The sequence below is a fragment of the Dyadobacter soli genome (assembly GCF_900101885.1).
Lineage (GTDB): Bacteria > Bacteroidota > Bacteroidia > Cytophagales > Spirosomataceae > Dyadobacter > Dyadobacter soli.
The window spans coordinates 33,773-51,160 of the sequence record NZ_FNAN01000015.1 but is presented as its reverse complement, the minus strand read 5'-3'; the positions used below and the strand labels follow the sequence as shown (position 1 = coordinate 51,160).

14 protein-coding genes are annotated in these 17,388 nt (G+C 51.2%); 9 read left to right on the top strand and 5 right to left on the bottom strand.

What is annotated here, in order from left to right:
- The first annotated feature begins 73 nt into the window (after positions 1–73).
- From BLQ88_RS23925 to BLQ88_RS23895, 7 genes are all read left to right on the top strand, one after another.
- Positions 74–1,279 carry a DUF763 domain-containing protein gene (locus BLQ88_RS23925; protein WP_090155209.1) on the top strand — a complete coding sequence of 402 codons (1,206 nt, stop codon included), beginning with the start codon at positions 74–76 and terminating at the stop codon, positions 1,277–1,279.
- A gap of 141 nt (positions 1,280–1,420) precedes the next feature.
- A complete protein-coding gene (locus BLQ88_RS23920) occupies positions 1,421–1,699 on the top strand; it encodes a type II toxin-antitoxin system RelE/ParE family toxin (protein ID WP_090155207.1) in 279 nt (92 codons plus the stop codon).
- A 2-nt stretch (positions 1,700–1,701) separates the two neighbouring features.
- Positions 1,702–2,031, top strand: a complete 330-nt coding sequence (locus BLQ88_RS23915; RefSeq protein WP_176885079.1) for a HigA family addiction module antitoxin — start codon at positions 1,702–1,704, stop codon at positions 2,029–2,031.
- Between the two features lie 43 nt (positions 2,032–2,074).
- Positions 2,075–5,503, top strand: a complete 3,429-nt coding sequence (locus tag BLQ88_RS23910; RefSeq protein WP_090155203.1) for a DUF7133 domain-containing protein — start codon at positions 2,075–2,077, stop codon at positions 5,501–5,503.
- 380 nt (positions 5,504–5,883) lie between these two features.
- Positions 5,884–6,090: a DUF433 domain-containing protein gene (locus BLQ88_RS23905; protein WP_090155201.1), complete on the top strand. Its 207-nt coding sequence runs from the start codon at positions 5,884–5,886 to the stop codon at positions 6,088–6,090.
- Between the two features lie 50 nt (positions 6,091–6,140).
- A complete protein-coding gene (locus BLQ88_RS23900) occupies positions 6,141–7,172 on the top strand; it encodes a hypothetical protein (RefSeq protein ID WP_090155199.1) in 1,032 nt (343 codons plus the stop codon).
- 29 nt (positions 7,173–7,201) lie between these two features.
- Positions 7,202–7,546 (top strand): DUF6984 family protein, encoded by a 345-nt coding sequence (locus tag BLQ88_RS23895; protein WP_090155197.1) that lies wholly within the window; start codon positions 7,202–7,204, stop codon positions 7,544–7,546.
- A gap of 22 nt (positions 7,547–7,568) precedes the next feature.
- Here the strand turns inward: BLQ88_RS23895 and BLQ88_RS23890 are convergent, their stop codons facing one another.
- Positions 7,569–8,810 carry an MFS transporter gene (locus BLQ88_RS23890; protein ID WP_090155196.1) on the bottom strand — a complete coding sequence of 414 codons (1,242 nt, stop codon included), beginning with the start codon at positions 8,808–8,810 and terminating at the stop codon, positions 7,569–7,571.
- A 14-nt stretch (positions 8,811–8,824) separates the two neighbouring features.
- Positions 8,825–9,232, bottom strand: coding sequence for an alternative ribosome rescue aminoacyl-tRNA hydrolase ArfB (arfB, locus tag BLQ88_RS23885; protein ID WP_090155194.1), 408 nt, complete (start codon positions 9,230–9,232; stop codon positions 8,825–8,827).
- 128 nt (positions 9,233–9,360) lie between these two features.
- On the opposite strand from arfB, the gene BLQ88_RS23880 reads away from it, so the two are divergent.
- A complete protein-coding gene (locus BLQ88_RS23880; RefSeq protein ID WP_229212830.1) occupies positions 9,361–10,641 on the top strand; it encodes a DUF6600 domain-containing protein in 1,281 nt (426 codons plus the stop codon).
- 142 nt (positions 10,642–10,783) lie between these two features.
- Entirely contained in the window at positions 10,784–11,803 is a 1,020-nt protein-coding gene (locus tag BLQ88_RS23875) for a GntR family transcriptional regulator (protein ID WP_090155190.1), read from the top strand.
- Here the strand turns inward: BLQ88_RS23875 and BLQ88_RS23870 are convergent.
- The 3 genes from BLQ88_RS23870 to BLQ88_RS23860 all read right to left on the bottom strand — a co-directional run bounded on the left by BLQ88_RS23870 (position 11,800) and on the right by BLQ88_RS23860 (position 17,380).
- Positions 11,800–13,083 (bottom strand): sugar isomerase, encoded by a 1,284-nt coding sequence (locus BLQ88_RS23870; RefSeq protein WP_090155188.1) that lies wholly within the window; start codon positions 13,081–13,083, stop codon positions 11,800–11,802. The two genes, BLQ88_RS23875 and BLQ88_RS23870, sit on opposite strands and share 4 nt — an antisense overlap.
- 69 nt (positions 13,084–13,152) lie before the next feature.
- Positions 13,153–15,276, bottom strand: a complete 2,124-nt coding sequence (locus BLQ88_RS23865; RefSeq protein ID WP_090155186.1) for a bifunctional aldolase/short-chain dehydrogenase — start codon at positions 15,274–15,276, stop codon at positions 13,153–13,155.
- 253 nt (positions 15,277–15,529) lie between these two features.
- Positions 15,530–17,380 carry a leucine-rich repeat domain-containing protein gene (locus BLQ88_RS23860; protein WP_090155184.1) on the bottom strand — a complete coding sequence of 617 codons (1,851 nt, stop codon included), beginning with the start codon at positions 17,378–17,380 and terminating at the stop codon, positions 15,530–15,532.
- Positions 17,381–17,388 lie beyond the last annotated feature (8 nt).

The window sequence follows — 17,388 nt, the reverse complement described above, 5'->3', positions numbered from 1 at the left end:
GGGAAACGCTATCGCGCATTAATACATGTGTGGTGACCTCCCGCCACCGCGAATTTTCGTAAATTGAATGCATATGAAAAGTGGCCACGCCGATTTACCCCTGCATTACGGGAAAGTGCCCGTATGGCTCGCGCAACGCATGAGCGCGCTCGGCGGCGCCATCGTGGAGGCGATTGTGATGGAGTACGGGCGAGATGCATTGCTTCAAAAAATGAGCGATCCGTTCTGGTTTCAGTCGCTGGGATGTGTGCTGGGCATGGACTGGCATTCATCGGGCATTACAACGTCGGTAATGGGTGCTTTGAAGCAATCCGTGAATCGCAGATCGTCGGACCTGGGCATTTACATTTGCGGCGGCCGGGGTAAGTATTCAAGACAAACACCTTCCGAACTGCTGGCGATCGCCGATAAAACGGGGCTTGACGGCAACCTGCTCGTACAGCACAGCAAGCTCTCCGCGAAGGTCGATAATACAGCTATTCAGGACGGCTTCCAGCTGTATTTGCATTCTTTTGTCCTTTCCAAAGAAGGCAACTGGGCCGTGATCCAGCAGGGTATGAACACCAACGACCGTCTGGCGCGTCGTTACCACTGGCATTCTCCAAGTATCCAGTCGTTCATTGAAGAGCCCCATACATTCATTTACGGGCAAAATCAGGGCGATATCCTTAACCTGACCGCCAAAGCCGCCGCCCCGACACGCACCGGCATTTTAGATCTTACCAAAGAAAATCCCGATAAAGTTATACGGGAAGTTTCGAAACTGATCATGCCCGATCACCACGATGTGCGTGCGGAAGATGTGAATCTCAAACGACTCGGCGCGGTACTCGCATTAGCACACGATAACCCGGTCGATAACATGGAGTCGCTGCTTATGCTCGAAGGCGTAGGCCCGCGCACGATCCAGTCGCTCACGCTCGTGAGCGAGATTATTCATGGTACGCCGTCGCGTTTCAGCGATCCGGCGCGCTTTTCGTTCGCCCACGGCGGCAAGGATGGCCACCCGTTTCCCGTGCCCATTACCGTATACGACGAGTCCATCCTCACGCTCGACCGGGCCATTCAGCTCGCCAAAATGGGTGATAACGACAAATCCGACGCATTGAAAAACCTCTCGAAAGTTTCCGCGCAGCTAGAAAAGGACTTTCAACCGAATAACCGCTTCAACGAAATCGTCCAGCACGAGCGTGACACTTCCTGGAAATACGAAGGCCGCACTGTGAAAGGTAAGGCGAAGAAGCCGAAGGGTTGGGACGGGCAGTTGGAGTTGTTTTGACGGATAGATTTGATTTGCTAATTTGGGCAAGCGGCTATCGGTTTGGGGATTCTTACCGATAACAGACTTACCACTCACGTTCCAACAGGATTTTCAACAACCTAGGTACTTCGCCCGGGAAGTACTATTTTTGGAACGGCTATGATCAATAGTTTCAGGCATAAAGGCTTGCGGTTGTTTTTCGAAACTAACAACCCTACCCGACTGCAACCACACCACGTTGAGAAAATAAGAAGAATTTTATACCGGCTGGACGAGGCTCACACATTGGAAGAGCTTGATATAGTTGGATGGAATCTTCATCCGCTGAAAGGTGACTTGAAAAATCACTGGTCTGTCAAGGTAAACGGGAACTATCGAATTACTTTCAGATTTGACAATGGGCACGTATTCGACGTCGACTATTTAGATTATCACTGATTATGAAACGAGGAATGATGCCTCCACACCCCGGCTCGATGATCCGGGATATTATGGAGGGTATAAAAGAAGAAACTGGCAACGACCTGACGATTCGGCAGGTTGCGGCGGGATTAGGAATTTCTCCTAAAACGCTTTCCAATATTTTAAACGGGCATCAGGGTGTCAGCTCGGAAATGGCCGTCAGATTATCTGAGGCCTTCGGTTCAAGTCCTGAATTCTGGCTGAAACTGCAAAGTGATTATGAACTTTGGCATGCCGAGCAGAAGATCAACCGGGCGAGCATTCAGCATTTTATTCCTATGCAGAAGCGCCGTTTACAACCGGTTTAGTATTACTTGCTAATCAAGAATCTATGTTAATACCAAATACTCAATGATCTCCAAAAATCTCAAAACTCCTTTGACCCTCATGGCGGCTACCACGATTGCGGTAGTGTCGTGTATGAAAATGGCGCCTATGTCGTCGGGGCCGGTCGTGAAGACCAACAGCACCAAAGTGGTGGTGAAAGAAGACGCCGCGACGGGCAAGGCACATGCCAAAGAAATCCGCGAAAAAACGGTTGTCAAGCTGGCCGACGGGTTGAAACTCGATCTCTGGGCCTCCGATTCGCTCGCGCCCGATCCCGTGGCAATTGCGATGGACGATGCCGGAAGGGTGTACCTCAACCGGACCAACCGCCAGAAAAACTCCGAATTCGATATTCGCGGGCACCGCAACTGGATCACCGAATCCATTGCATTGCAGACTGTCGAAGACCGCCGCAAATTTCTGCACAAGACATTTGCCCCCGAAAAAAGCGAGGAAAACAACTGGCTGAAAGACCTCAACGGCGACGGTTCGCACGACTGGAAAGACCTCGCTGTGGAAAAAGACGAAGTTTGGCGCATCGAAGACACGGATAACGACGGTATCGCCGACGTATCCATGCGCATTCTCGACGATTTCTTCGACGAAGTTTCCGACGTGGCGGGCGGCTTGCTCGTGCGTGCTAAGGATATTTTCGTGACCATCGCACCCGACGTGTGGCGTTTGAGAGATACCAATGGCGACGGTGTGCTGGACGAAAAAACGTCGATCAGCCATGGTTACGGCGTGCATATCGGTTTCAGCGGGCACGGCATGTCGAACCCGATCGAGGGGCCGGATGGTAAAATTTACTGGAATATCGGGGATATCGGTGCCAACATTACCACGGCCGAAGGTGTAAAACACGAGCACCCGAACTCCGGTATCATCGCCCGCTCGAACCCCGACGGCAGCGATTTCGAAATCTACGCGCACGGCTTGCGTAACACGCACGAGTTTGTGTTCGACGAATATGGTAACCTCATCAGCTCCGACAACGATGGCGACCACCCTGGCGAAAGCGAGCGTCTGGTACACGTTGTGGAAGGTTCCGATGCAGGATGGCGCTCCAACTGGCAATACGGGAAATATACCGACCCTAAAAACAACAGCTACAAGGTTTGGATGGACGAAAAGTTGTTCAAACCGCGGTGGGACGGTCAGGCTGCCTACATTATCCCGCCAATTCAAAACTTCCACAACGGCCCTACCGGTATGCAATACAACCCGGGAACGGCATTGGGTAAGGATTGGAAAAACAAGTTCTTCCTCGTTGAATTCGTAGGTAACCCTGCGCGTTCGCCGATCTGGTCGTTTGGTTTGAAACCCAAAGGCGCTTCATTCGTGCTGGATGGCGAGAAAAACATTTTGACAGGTATCCTGCCGACCGGTATCCGTTTCGGCCCGGACGGCGCATTATACGTTGCGGACTGGATCAATGGTTGGGATACAAAAAACTATGGCCGCGTATGGAAACTCGATGTTACCGACGAGAAAAATGACCTGAAAGCGATCCGTACCGAAACCAAGCGCTTAATGCAGCTGGATTATACCAAGCAATCCGACGATGCATTGCTGCCATTGCTTTCCTATGAAGACATGCGCATTCGCCAGAAAGCACAATTTGAACTCGCTTCGAGAGGCGCGAAAGGTGCTGCGGTACTGGGCAAGGCCATTGAGCAGAAAGGCAACCAGTTCGGCCGCATCCACGGGATTTGGGGAATGGGTCAACTGGCCCGCCAGGATAAGTCGTATGCCAATGTGCTGATGACTTTGTTGAAAGATTCGGACGAGGAAATTGCTGTACAGGCTGCGAAAGTGCTGGGCGACGCTAAAATCGCCGAGGCCGCGCCAATGCTGATCCCAATGCTGAAAAGCAAAAACCCGCGCGTACAATTCTTCGCGGCGCAGGCACTCGGTCGGGTGAAGGACAAGAATGCCGTACAGCCATTGATTGAAATGGTGAAAGCGAACAACGACCAGGACGTGTACATCCGTCACGCGGGCGTGCTGGCACTTTCACGCATAGGTGAAGTTGCGCCGATCGCCGCATTGGCGACCAGCCCCGAAAAATCACTACGCATTGCCGGTGTGCTTGTATTGCGTCGGATGAAAAATGAGCAGATCAGCGCATTCCTGAAAGACAAAGACGAATACATTGTTACGGAAGCCGCTCGCGGTATCAACGACGATCTTTCCATTCCGGCTGCATTGCCCGCATTGGCAGCTGTGCTGAACGAGAAAGGATTCACTTCGGAGCCATTGCTGCGCCGAGCTATCAATGCCGCATTGCGCGTTGGAGGTGACGCTCAGCTCAACGACCTCATTGCATTTGCGAAGCGTAAGGACGTAGACAAAGCCATGCGCGCCGAAGCTTTGGCAACGCTTGGAACCTGGGCCAGCCCATCGGTCACCGACCGTGTAGACGGCCGTTACCGTGGCCCGATGGAACGTGATCCGGCTGGCGTGAAAGCGAAGATCAAGCCGATGGTAGCCGATCTTTTGCAGGAAAACGAGCCAGCGATACTCATCGCTGCCGCACAAATGCTGACGAACCTGAATGTCGGCGACAACAATGCCACATTAGCAAAAATCCTGAACGAAAGCAGCGATGCGAAAGTGCGTGCTGCCATGCTGGTCGCATTGAACGATCTGAAATATTCGGATATGGAAACCGTCATGAAAAAAGGCATGAGCGATTCCGACGCCGATGTACGCACGGCTGCATTGGGTATGGTGGGAAGCGTAAATATGTCGAAAGAAGCATTGACCGACATTTCGAATACGATTTTCGAGAAAGGCAGCGTGCGTGAGCAGCAGCAAATCCTGAAAGTGCTCGGTAGCCTGCCGGTTGCGAAAACAGAAACCATTTTCACCGGCCTGATCGGCAAGATGGCGGATAACAAACTGCCGCAAAACCTGCAACTCGACCTGGGCGAAGCGATCGACTCCACCAAATCGAGCGCATTAATAGCCAAAATGGCACCGCTGCGCAAGCAAGGCAACACCGCAGCCGACTATCAGGATGCATTGTTTGGCGGGAATGCGCAAGCGGGCCGTCGCTATTTCATGACCAGTTCAGCGGCGGAATGCGTGCGTTGCCACTCGATCGGCGGTCAGGGCGGAGAAGTAGGCCCTAACCTTTCCAACATCGGTAACGTCCTCACGCGCGAGCAAATCCTCCAAGCGCTCGTCGAGCCGAGTGCGCGCCTCTCGCCCGGTTTCGGTATGGTGATGCTGACGTTGAAAGACGGCACATCCGCAGCGGGAATCCTGGCACAGGAAAACGAGCACGAACTGATACTGAAAACTTCGGAAGCTGAACCATTGAAGATCGCGACTTCGCGCATTGCAAAACGCGAAAACGTACCATCGAGCATGCCGCCGATGGGGAATATCATGTCGAAAAGAGAGATCCGCGACGTAGTGGAGTTCCTTTCCGGTTTGAAGAAATAGGCAAATTCAAATTGCATTTAAAGCCCCGGGATTTAATCGTTCCGGGGTTTGTTTTTATGTAACCGGTAATTATTAACGAATTGTTTACGATGTTCCGAAATGAGTATATTTGACGCGGAGTGTTTCGGTATAGCATTTGAGGCGGTATTTGATAAAAAGCAAATTGAAAATTCAGCAACGTTAGGAGGCTCCTCCGGAGCCGCGCTAACAAGATCGTTTGATTTCCTATAAACAGGATGCCGCTCTGCGGCCGGCGATGACCATCTATTGCTGAAAACTCCACAGACGATTCCAATATACCTGATCCGGAGGATCACCCTGTTTGTAGCAAACGATAACAAGACACACATTCGCGGCTCCGGAGGAGCCTCCCATAAATAATGACTAGGTACCTCACACAACGCATTGCTGCCGATCCTGAAATCTGCAATGGACAACCCATCATTCGTGGGATGCGCATTACTGTCAAAACCGTTCTGGATTTTCTTTCTGCTGGAACAACGACCGAAGAGTTACTTCAACAATATCCTTCATTAGAAAAAGAAGATATCGAAGCATGCATCAGTTTCAAAAACAGCTATTTGTAGGTGGCCATTTCCAGGCACGGTTTTAATTTCATCAACACCAAAAAATTTGAATGGAACTCGACAAAAAAGAGGCGGAAGTCGTGAACCGGGCGATACAGTCCTGGGAAGATGAGGCGCGTATTTCCAAAGAGCTGGCAACGGAGCTGCGGGGCAGTTACAGCGTGCGCAATGCGAATGTGGATGCGATCGCCATCTACGCGCTGATTTCGGCGGTTTCATGCGGGCTGCTGGCATTCGGCGCGCTGGTGTTGGACGAGAAATGGATCGAGCTGCTGCGGAAGCGCTGGGGCTTTTCAGAGAACATCGTCGGTATACTTTTCACACTTGTGGCCGGGCTTTTTGTGTATCTCGCCAGGCGTCGGATGGGTAATTCCGGAAGCGCAAAAGCGAGTAACGAGGTTTATAACATCGCCATTATCCTCACCGTCGCGATTGCGATCACTTACTGGACGCGCGGATTGCTCGACGGGCCGGGAAATTATGCATTACCATTGCTGTTTGCGGCGATTGCTTATGCAGGGATCGCGATTTTTCTCCGGTCTACCTTGCTTTGGGTGAGTGCCATTATTGCATTGGCGGGCTGGTGGGGCGCGCAGACGCACTACTGGTCGGGCGGAAGTTTCCGGTTCCTGGGTATGAACTATCCACTTCGGATGACGGTGTTCGGGCTGGTAATCTGGACGTCGTCGTGGGTAATCGGGCAGGTGCGTTCGCTGGCATTTTTGAAGACGACTACTTACACCGTAGGGCTGCTGCTGTTCCTGGTGGCAGGCTGGACGCTTTCGATTTTCGGCAACTATGCCGATTATGAGGGCTGGAAAGCATTAAAACAAAGTCATTTCTGGTTTTGGGCGTTGAGTTTTACCCTGGTGCTCGCGGGAATGCTTTATTATGCATTTCAATTCAAGCAGGAAACCTTGCGCGACCTTTGCCTCGTTTTCTTCCTGCTGAACATTTATACCCGCTATTTCGAATATTTCTGGGATCGTACCAATGCGGGGATTTTCTTTGCATTGCTGGCGTTATCCTTTTGGTTCGTAGCCAAAAAAGCCGAACAATGGCGTGGCAAAACGGCAGGGTGAAGCATTCATTTTTATTACAAAACAATACAATGGGCAATATCAGACCGATCCGCGGCGAAGAACTCGACATTATTCATTTCCTCCTCGAAAAACTGAACCTCGACCCGATCGACTTCCCGGTAAGCGAAATGGTGGATGAATATGAAGGCGGTAAAATGGGCAGTATCAGTCTCGGCGGGAATGTGAATGGTTACGCCGGCGACCTCATCCAGGCCGAATATGTGGATATCGACGACACCCCGGTGGTGATTACATTAACCCAGGACACCGACGGCCAGCTACTCGACCTCGACTTCTGGAAAGTGGATTTTACCAAACTGCTCGAATACCCCACGCCCGACAGGCTTATATTCGGCAAGACACCCGAAGAGTAGCCGCGAAATCTTTGGAATACACTTAATTCTCCTCGTAATCCAGCTCCTTACCGTAAGTTTCCTCCATTCTCCAAAGCGAAAGCAGGGCCAGCGAGAAGCATATCGCGCCCACGATCGCACCCGAGTGCAGCACGCCCGAATCTTTTTTCAGGAATTGGAACAATGGCAATGTCAGCAACACGGTAGCACGCACATTATTGGCTACCGAAGTAGTAACCGTCGCGCGGAGGTTGGTACCGAACTGCTCGGCGGTGGTAGTGAGAAACATCGCAATGTACCCGATCGAGAAGCCGAGCCATACATAGCAGATATACAACGTATCAGCATTATTGATACCGCCGGAAAGCAGCCACGCTACCCCTGCGAGCGTCATCAGCATCATTAATAAAATGGCTTTTCTGCGCGAATGCAGCCATTGGCTCAGTATCCCGCTGAAAAAATCACCCGTGACCACGCCTATGTATGTGTACAGCACGCAGGTACCTGCCTGAATCTCTTCCGCAATGCCTAATGCTTTCGCAAACTCGTTCCCGAATGTGGAGTAAATGCCGATGACCATGTAAGTCGGTAGGCCGATGCCCATGCAGCGCATGTAGCGCACAAACCGTGACCAGCTCGTAAAGATCGTCCACCAGGGTACCGGCTTTGAGCCGCGCTTTTCAAGGCTTTTATTGAAAACAATGGATTCCAGCACGTTTACGCGCAGGATCAGCAGTATCAAACCCATTCCGCCACCAATGAAATAGGCCATACGCCAGTCGGTCAGTTTCACTGCGAAGAATGCGGCAATGGCACCTGCCAGGCCCACGCTCGCTACTACCGATGCGCCGTAGCCGCGCAATTCTTTGGGAAGTATTTCGGCGATCAACGTAATGCCAGCTCCCAATTCTCCGGCGAGGCCGAAACCGGCGATAAACCGCAGTATCGAGTAGATTTCGACATTTTGTGTAAAGCCACAGGCGATATTCGCAAGGGAATAGGTTAATATCGAGCCGAAAAGCACCGAGCGACGGCCGAGCTTATCTCCCAAAATCCCCCATAAAAAACCGCCGATCAGCAAGCCGGCCTGCTGCCAGTTGTAAATATTGGCACCTATCTGTGAGATTTCTTCTTCCGAAAGCCCGAGATCTTTCAGGCTCGGAACGCGAACAATATTAAAGAGCAGCAAATCGTAAACATCCACGAAATAGCCCAGTGAGGCTACTATGACGGGTAATGTAAAAACGGCACTGAGTTTGGGTTGAACAGGAGTGGCGGCGGTCATATAAATGTTTTCGTTTAATCGTCAAAAGGCTTGCGGCGCATCGATTTGACGGCGGCATTGCGCTGCTTGGCCCTCAACCTTTCAAGTTTGGAGGCCAATGTAGGCTTGGTGGGTTTACGGTCCTTCTCAACGGTAAGCGCCTGGCGGATAAGCCGGTCGAATTTCTCGACAACCTTTCCTTTGTTGGCCAGTTGCGAGCGCTCGGTTTGGTGGTATAATACGAGCACTTTACCGTTCGTTAATCGGTTGGATAATTTTTCGGTCAGCTTTTGCTTGTCCTCGCCGGTCAGGAACTGCGAATTCGGGATATCAAAACGCAGTTCTACCTTTGTTTCTACCTTATTCACATTTTGCCCCCCTTTACCACCGCTCCTGGCTGTCTGGAAGACCAGTTCGGGGTGCAGGATTTCAGGATCGATCATTTGTAATGCAAGTTTTGTTAACACGTGTTAATGTCCGGCGGGCCCATTAAACCAGGATCTAAAAGTAACGTCCAAGAATCGATTTTTAAACAACAGGAAAACAATTAACACATAAAGCCATGGACACCATGCGTACATTAAGAATTATCGGCTTGTTCCTATTCATGTTCGTCGGCGTTTCAGTTTCCAACAAAACCGAGGCACAACCTGGTTTCAGGATTACCTTTGAAACTTTTTACGACGAGCTTGCCCCTTATGGCCGTTGGGTGCGTAATCCGCATTACGGTTCCGTCTGGATCCCGGACGTTCCCCGTGGTTTTCAGCCCTACTCCACCGCAGGTTACTGGGAACAGACAGAATATGGCAATACCTGGGTTTCGGAATATGACTGGGGCTGGGCACCTTTCCACTACGGCCGCTGGTCGCACGACGACTACTACGGCTGGTTTTGGGTTCCCGATTACGAATGGGGCCCGGCGTGGGTAAACTGGCGTTCGGGCGGCGGCTATTACGGCTGGGCACCGCTGGGACCGGGCGTGAATATCAATGTTTCGATCAATATTCCGTCGTTCTGGTGGGTTTTCGTTCCGCAACGCTATGTGCTGAGCCCGCGCTGGCATTCGTACTGCGCCCCTGCGCGACGCGTATCGCACTATTACAATAATACGGTTATCATCAATAACTATTACCGCAGCAACAACCGCACCTATGTATACGGCCCGCGCCGCGACGAGATCGAGCGCATTACCCGCAGAAGCGTGCCTGTACGTACGATCGACGCCAGCCCGAGAGGCAGAGGACGGGTAATTATCGCCGACCGTGGCAATGGCCGGTACGACTACGGTACCCGCGACAACGGCCGTGGAAACCGCACCATCGATGCTAGCCCACGCACCGACCGCAGCAACCGCAACGACAACAGCCGCATTGAACCGGGTGATAATTCAAGACGTGGCTCGCGCAGCCCGTTCGATGGCCGCGACGACCGTGCGGAGCGTAACCGCGAATCGACGCCGATCGATGGCCGCGATAACCGCAACGAAACGCCTAACCCCGGCCGCAATGATCGTTACGAAGCGCCAAACCGCTCGGAACGTAGCCGCGACTACGGCAACCCGGGCAACAGTCCCGAACGCAACCGCGGATTTGAAAACCGTCCGGAACGAGTGGAACGTCCGAGCGCAGAACGCCCGAATGTAGAACGTCCCGAAAGACAGGAACGCAGCAACCGGTCGTATGAGCCCGCACCGCGTGTGGAACGCCAGGAAAGAAGCGCACCGGAGCCTCGCAGCAACGATCGCGGTAACCGCGGCGGCGACAATGGAGGCGGCAATCGCGGCGGTGGCGATAATGGAAACCGTGGCGGAGGCGGCGGTTCCAGCGAACGCAGCAGCAGAGGCCCCAGATAATTTCAACGCTTAACATAAAAACAACCCGGCGGGATAGTAGTATTCTTCACCGGGTTGTTTTTGTTTATCAAGACTTTCGATTTACGCTTTGGAAACAGATAAAAATGTTATTTTTAGCTTGATCCCCAACCCACGGTATTGAATGGAAATACAATTTGACATTGAGTTCAAGGAGAGTGCACCCAAGTACATGCAAATCATTAAATCGCTGTTGCAGGCGATTAGTAAAGGAAAGCTAAAACGCGGCGATAAGATCCCTTCTATTAACCAGTTGAGTGAGGAATACCTGCTTTCCCGTGATACCGTCGAAAAGGCGTACAAGCATCTCATCAAAGACGGCGTACTGATTTCAGTCCGCGGAAAAGGTTATTTTATCAACCGCGTGGACATTGAAACTTCGCTACGCATTCTGCTGGTTTTTAATAAGATAAGCAACTATAAAAAGCAGGTTTACAATGCATTTGTAGAGAATATCGGTCGGAACGTGAATGTGGACCTGCATATCCATCACTCCAATACCAATATTTTTAAAAACCTGATCAAGAACAGCCTGGGCGAGTACGATTACTACGTGATCATGCCCCATTTCTACGAAAAAGCCGAAGAGGCCATTGAAACGCTGAAAATGATCCCGCCGGAGAAGCTAATCCTGCTCGACAAGGACATGGAGTTCAACAGCAAAAAGCATTCATCCGTTTTCCAGAATTTCGAGAAGGACATTGTGCACGCGCTCAATGAAGCCGTGGATTTGCTGAAAGTTTACAAAAAGCTGATCCTCATTTTCCCAACGATGATCCGCTACCCGAAGGAAATCATCAAGGGCTTCCGCATTTTCTGCATTCAGCACGAGTTCGAGCACGAAATCATGTATGATTTTCACGAAAACGGCATGGCCGTGAAGGATACGGCCTATGTGGTGATCGAGGAAAACGACCTGGTGAACCTCATCAAGAAATGTAAGGAACAGCAGCTTGTGGTGGGAAAGGATGTCGGCATTATTTCCTACAACGAGACGCCGCTGAAAGAAATCCTGCTCGACGGCATTACCACGATTTCCACCGATCACGAGCAAATGGGTAAAACCGCGGCAGAAATCATTAAAGAAGGTAAACGGGCCATTATCAAGAACCCGTTTACGTTGATCAGGCGGAAATCGCTTTAAAGTCCGGTCGCTACCGTCAGCTTCCCACGCTCGTTCAGCAACTCGTTGCGGACGCCGAGGTGGCGGTACAATGCGATCGGGTCGAGGGAGCCACCGCTCAGGCGCATGGCCTCGCGTACGAGCGGGCGCACGTCGGTGCGGAATGCATTTTGCAGGATTTGCTGGGCCAGTACCACGTCGTTTTCGTTGCGGGCCTGTTCCAGTTTCTTGCGGTCGACGAGCAATGCCTGGGCCTGGGCGATCAATATCGCTTCTACCGATTGCAGCAAATCTTCCAGCGGGTCCTTCACATTATGGCTCGCGTCGATCATCCAGGCGTACGTGTCGCTTGCCCGGTTGGCGCGTTTCATGCCTTCTATTAGTTCTACGAAAATTAAAAACAGCTGGTATGGGCGAATAGCGCCTACTGTCAAATCATCGTCACCATATTTGGAATCGTTGAAATGGAAACCTGCCAGACGCCCCTCCATCATCAATGTCGCGACGATCTGCTCGATGTTTGCATTGGGCAAATGGTGGCCTAAATCGACGAGCACATCCGCTTTCGGGCCGAGTTTCTGGCAGAAAAGCAGCGAGCTGCCCCAGTCTTGAATAACTGTCGAATAGAAATTAGGCTCGTAGGCTTTGTATTCCACATAAACCTTCCAGTCGTCGGGTAATGCCGCGTAAATTTCCTGCAATGATTCGAGTGTGTTCTGGAATGCTTTGACAAAGTTCGACTGACCTGGGAAGCAGGAGCCATCCGAAAGCCAGATCGACAATGCTTTGGAACCGAGGTTCACGCCGTGTTTGATCACTTCGATATTATGCTCTACCGCCTGCTTGCGAACCTGTGCGTCCACGTGCGAGAGGGAGCCGTATTTGTAGGAAAGCTCCTGATCCTTCTGATCCTGGAATGTGTTGGAGTTAACGGCATCGAATTTCAAATCCAGCGACGTTGCCAGGTCGATAATGGGCTGTGTTTCGCCGGGAATGTCCCAGGGAATATGCAGCGAAATAGAGCCGCTTGAACGGTTCAATGCATGCAGCAAGCCAACGTCCTCGATTTTTTCTTCCAATGAACGAGGCTCTCCTACGCCCGAAAATCGGCCGAAGCGCGTGCCGCCGGTGCCCAATGCCCAGCTCGGGATCGCCACCTGGAATGCTTCCAGCTGTTTTACAATGTCTTTGGCATGAATACCCTGCTCGCCCAGTTGCTCTTGCAGGAAGATGTACTGGTTGTTATGCCGCGAAAAAAGGCTGTCGTTATGCTGGTCGATCTGATATTGTTCAATTTTCATCTGGATAGAATTAAAAAGACTTGGCAAGTTGGAACAACCCGCCAAGTCTGATTTAACATATTTTGATAACTAGCGAAGGAATGCCGCAGGAACACCGCCGTCGACGTTGATCACGTTTCCGGTGCTCTTGTTGAGCAAGCCGCTCACGAAGATGTACACGCCGTTCGCGATGTCGTCCGTATGGATTTCTGCATTCAAAACAGTTCTTTTCGCGTAGTAAGCAGGAAGTTCTTCCACTTTGATACCGTATGCTTTCGCACGTCCGGCAGCCCAGCCGCTTTCCCAGATCTTGCTTCCGGCAATTACCGCGTCGGGGTTCACCACGTTCACGCGGATTCTGTCCGGACCGAGTTCGGCAGCCAAAAGGCGCGACATGTGCTGCTGAGCAGCCTTAGCCGTTCCATAAGCCACATTGTTAGGGCCGGAAACGATACCATTCTTGCTCGCGATGTTGATAATGTCACCGCCCAGGCCTTGCTGACGCATGATCGCCACCGACTCCTGCGATACCAGGAACTGGCCTTTTACCAACACATCCTGCAAAATATCCCAGTCTTTGATAGTCGTGTCCGCCAATGGTTTCGAAATGGACAGACCCGCGCAGTTGATCACGATATCCAAACCGCCGTATTTGAGTTTGGTTGCGTGCAATGCGTCTTTGATCGCCTGGTCGTCGAGCACGTTTGCTACGGTGGTGTCGGAGAAGTCCTTACCGAATTTCGCATCGAATTCCGCTTTGGTTTCCGCCAATGCTTTTTCATCGATATCCGATATCACTACGCAAGCACCTTCCTGCAACAGTTTCTGAGCGATGGCCTTACCGATACCGCCCGAGCCGCCTGTTACGAACGCTACTTTGCGGGATACCGATTTTTCTTTCGGCATACGCTGCAATTTCGCTTCTTCGAGCAACCAGTATTCGATGTCGAATGCTTCCTGCTCCGGCAATGAAACGTAAGAAGAGATCGCCTCGGCGCCTTTCATTACATTAATAGCATTGATATAGAACTCCGCCGCTACACGTGCAGTTTGCTTGTCTTTCGCGAACGAGAACATACCCACGCCTGGCAAGAGGATGATCACCGGGTTCGGGTCACGAACCGCGGGGCTGTTGGAATGCTTGCAGCGCTCATAATAAGCAACGTAATCTTCACGGTATGCTTCGAATTGCGGACGGATGTGATCGAGGATTTCGGCATCGGCCGCTTCGAGTTTTTCGAATGGCAGGTCGAGTACCAACGGACGGATTTTCGTGCGCAGGAAGTGGTCGGGGCAGCTGGTACCGAGTGGCGCCAGTTTGTCCAGGTCATGACTTGCGATGAATTCGAGCACGCGCTCATCATCGGTAAAGTGGCCGATCATGGCTTGTTTTTCCGAAGCCAACCCGCGCAGATAAGGAGCGAGTTTGCCCGCTATCGAAGCGCGGCGCTCTTTCGGCTCGCTTTCCAGGCGTGCGCCACCGAAAACCGGACGGCTTTTGCCATAGTTGTCAGCCAGGTATTCCGACGCTCTCTCGATGGTATCGAGCGTATTAATGTATGATTCGTAAGCAGTATCACCCCAGGTAAACAAGCCGTGGCCGCCCAAAACGATCCCACGAATACCTGGATTGTCGTTCAATGCCTGTTCCAGTTGCAAACCGAGGTCGAAACCGGGACGTTGCCAGGGTACCCACGCCAGCTCGCCGTTGAACAGTTCTTTGGTGATAGCCTCGCCTTCCTTAGATGCCGCGATCGCGATCAATGCATCGGGGTGCAGGTGGTCGATGTGCTTGAATGGCAGCAAACCGTGCAGCGGCGTATCGATCGACGGGGCTTTCGATTTCAGGTCGTAAATGCAATGGTTGAACAGCTCTACCATTTCATCTTCGAATTCCAGTCCGCGATAGATGTTTTTCAGGCTGTGCAGGCGGTCGACGTACAGACCGGCCAGTCCGCTTCTTGTTAAAGTACCAATATCGCCGCCCGAACCCTTGATCCACATTACCTCGACGGGGTTGCCCGTCAACGGATCTTTTTCGATGGTTTTACAGCTCGTGTTTCCACCAGCATAGTTGGTCAGGCGAAGATCGGCACCCAACAGATTTGAACGGTACAGAAGAAGTGCAACCTGATCATCACCCAGGGAAGCGGCTTTCTCTTCATCCCATAAATAGCTTACGTACCTGTACTGGCTTACATTTGAACTGCTCATATTTGTTTCCTGATTATTTATCGATTTTGAGGTAAGAAATTCTTCTTTGCTGAAAGTATTTTAACAGATTAATACTACTCTGAACGTATGTGCAAGATTAGGAAACTTAGCAATGCACACCGTCCTGTTGTATCCTGCATGTTGAAATAAATCGAGAATTAATGTGAGAATTGGAAGTTTTGATAAAAAACAAATGGTCTGAACCGTGCTTGTAACAGTTCAGACCACTAAAAAGGAAAATAACCTTACTGGACTACCGCTTTATTAGCAATTTCTTCGCAACATCGCCGATTTTGATGGTATAGATCCCTTCTTTCAAATCTGTCACATCGAACTTACCACCCGATAGTTTCGCCCCGGTTACGACCGGCCTGCCCGCTGACGTGAATACCGACACCGGTTCGTTTTCCGCAGCACCTTCGACAGTAAGTTCCGTCTGCGCAGGGTTCGGATACATCTTGACAATTCCCTCACCAGCCCGTACAACAATCACCTTCGAGTGTTCAAACTTTCCGTCATAATCCAACTGTTTCAAGCGGTAATAGCCTGTTGCGAGCGGATTGAGATCGGTAAAGTGATAAAACTGATTTTCTTTCGTATCCCCGCTGCCATCTACAAAACCGATTTTCTCAAACGTCCGCGCATCGGCGCTGCGTTCGATTTCGAAGCCTTTGTTACTGGTTTCGGAGGTTGTTTTCCAGGCGAGTTTGGTTTGGTTGTTTACCGATTTGCCGTTGAAGGAGACAAGGGTAACGGGGAGCTTTACGTAGCTGTAACCATTGCTAGATAATGTCAACCCTGTAACGACGCTGTTGGTTACCTCCACCCGGTAGGCAGCCTCTTCGGTTACGGTCAATGTACTATCACCGATGTTGGTGGCAAACAGCACATTATTTTTGAACCATTTATAGGTATTATTTGCCAATGTGCCGCCTACTTGCGCATACAGTTTTGCACCGCCCGAAACAAATTGCGCATACACAGGAATTTTGGCCTGTACCACATAAAGGTCGAGCTTACTGATATTCTCTTCCAGACCGGCAAATGTGAAAGCATTAAACTGCAAATCCACAAATCCCGAAACCGGGATGTTGGAGAGGCTCGGAAGCGGGCCGCTGAAAGCATTGCCTGCTAAATCCAGGTGAGTCAGATTGGGTAAATTGCTGATAGCAGCAGGAACCGGTCCGTTCATATTTGTAGAACCGATTTTCAACTTTTGAAGCTTGGTAAGATTCCACAAGTCAGCAGGCAGTGCTCCCGAGTAGGGGCTTCCTGATATTTCTAACTCTTCAAGATCCGGAAAGTTCTCCAAATCAAACGGAATCGGTCCTAGGTCCGAGATCGAATTCAGCTGGCTAATTTTCAGTCTTGTAAGATTCGATAGATTACCTATTCCGGTCGGCAAATGAGCGTCCATGGAGAAGTTACGGTCGAGTACCAGAACTTCCAGATTCGACAAATTTCCTATTTCGGCAGGAAGGGTGCCTGTTACCTGCTGGATGAGGTAGAGCTCTTTCAATTTGGGTAATGTTGTCAGAAAAACCGGGAACTCGGAGGGAATACCGCCGCCCAGCGCTTCGTCGGCACCAAGGTACAGTGTTTCAAGGTTGACCAGGTTTGCCAGCTGCGACGGTATCGGCCCCAGCGGAGTTAAAGACAAACCTTTCAGCTTGGTAAGGTTTCCGATGACGCCCATATTCGCGGTACCGAACCTGTTTTCGCTGAGGTACAGATATTCAAGATTCGTAAGATTGCCTATCGTTGCCGGGAGCTCGCCCGCCCACGCGCCCAACTCCGCGCCGACGCCCGTGAGGTCCAAGGTGGTCAATGCAGTGAGGTTACCTACCTCCGGAGCTAGCGTACCTCGAATCCCGCTATGCCTCAGATTCAACTTCGTTACCCGGCCACTTTCGCAGGTAACGCCATTCCATCCACACGGACTGTCACCCGTATTGCCCGGCACAACCCAATTTTCAAACTCGGGATGGTTGTTCGGTCCCGAAATCCCGTTGTAGATAGCCACCAAGGCCAAACGGTCCGTTTCCAGCGTCTGCCCGAATGATTTTAAGGAAACTAGTAGAAGAAGTAATAATAGTTTTCGCATCAGTATTC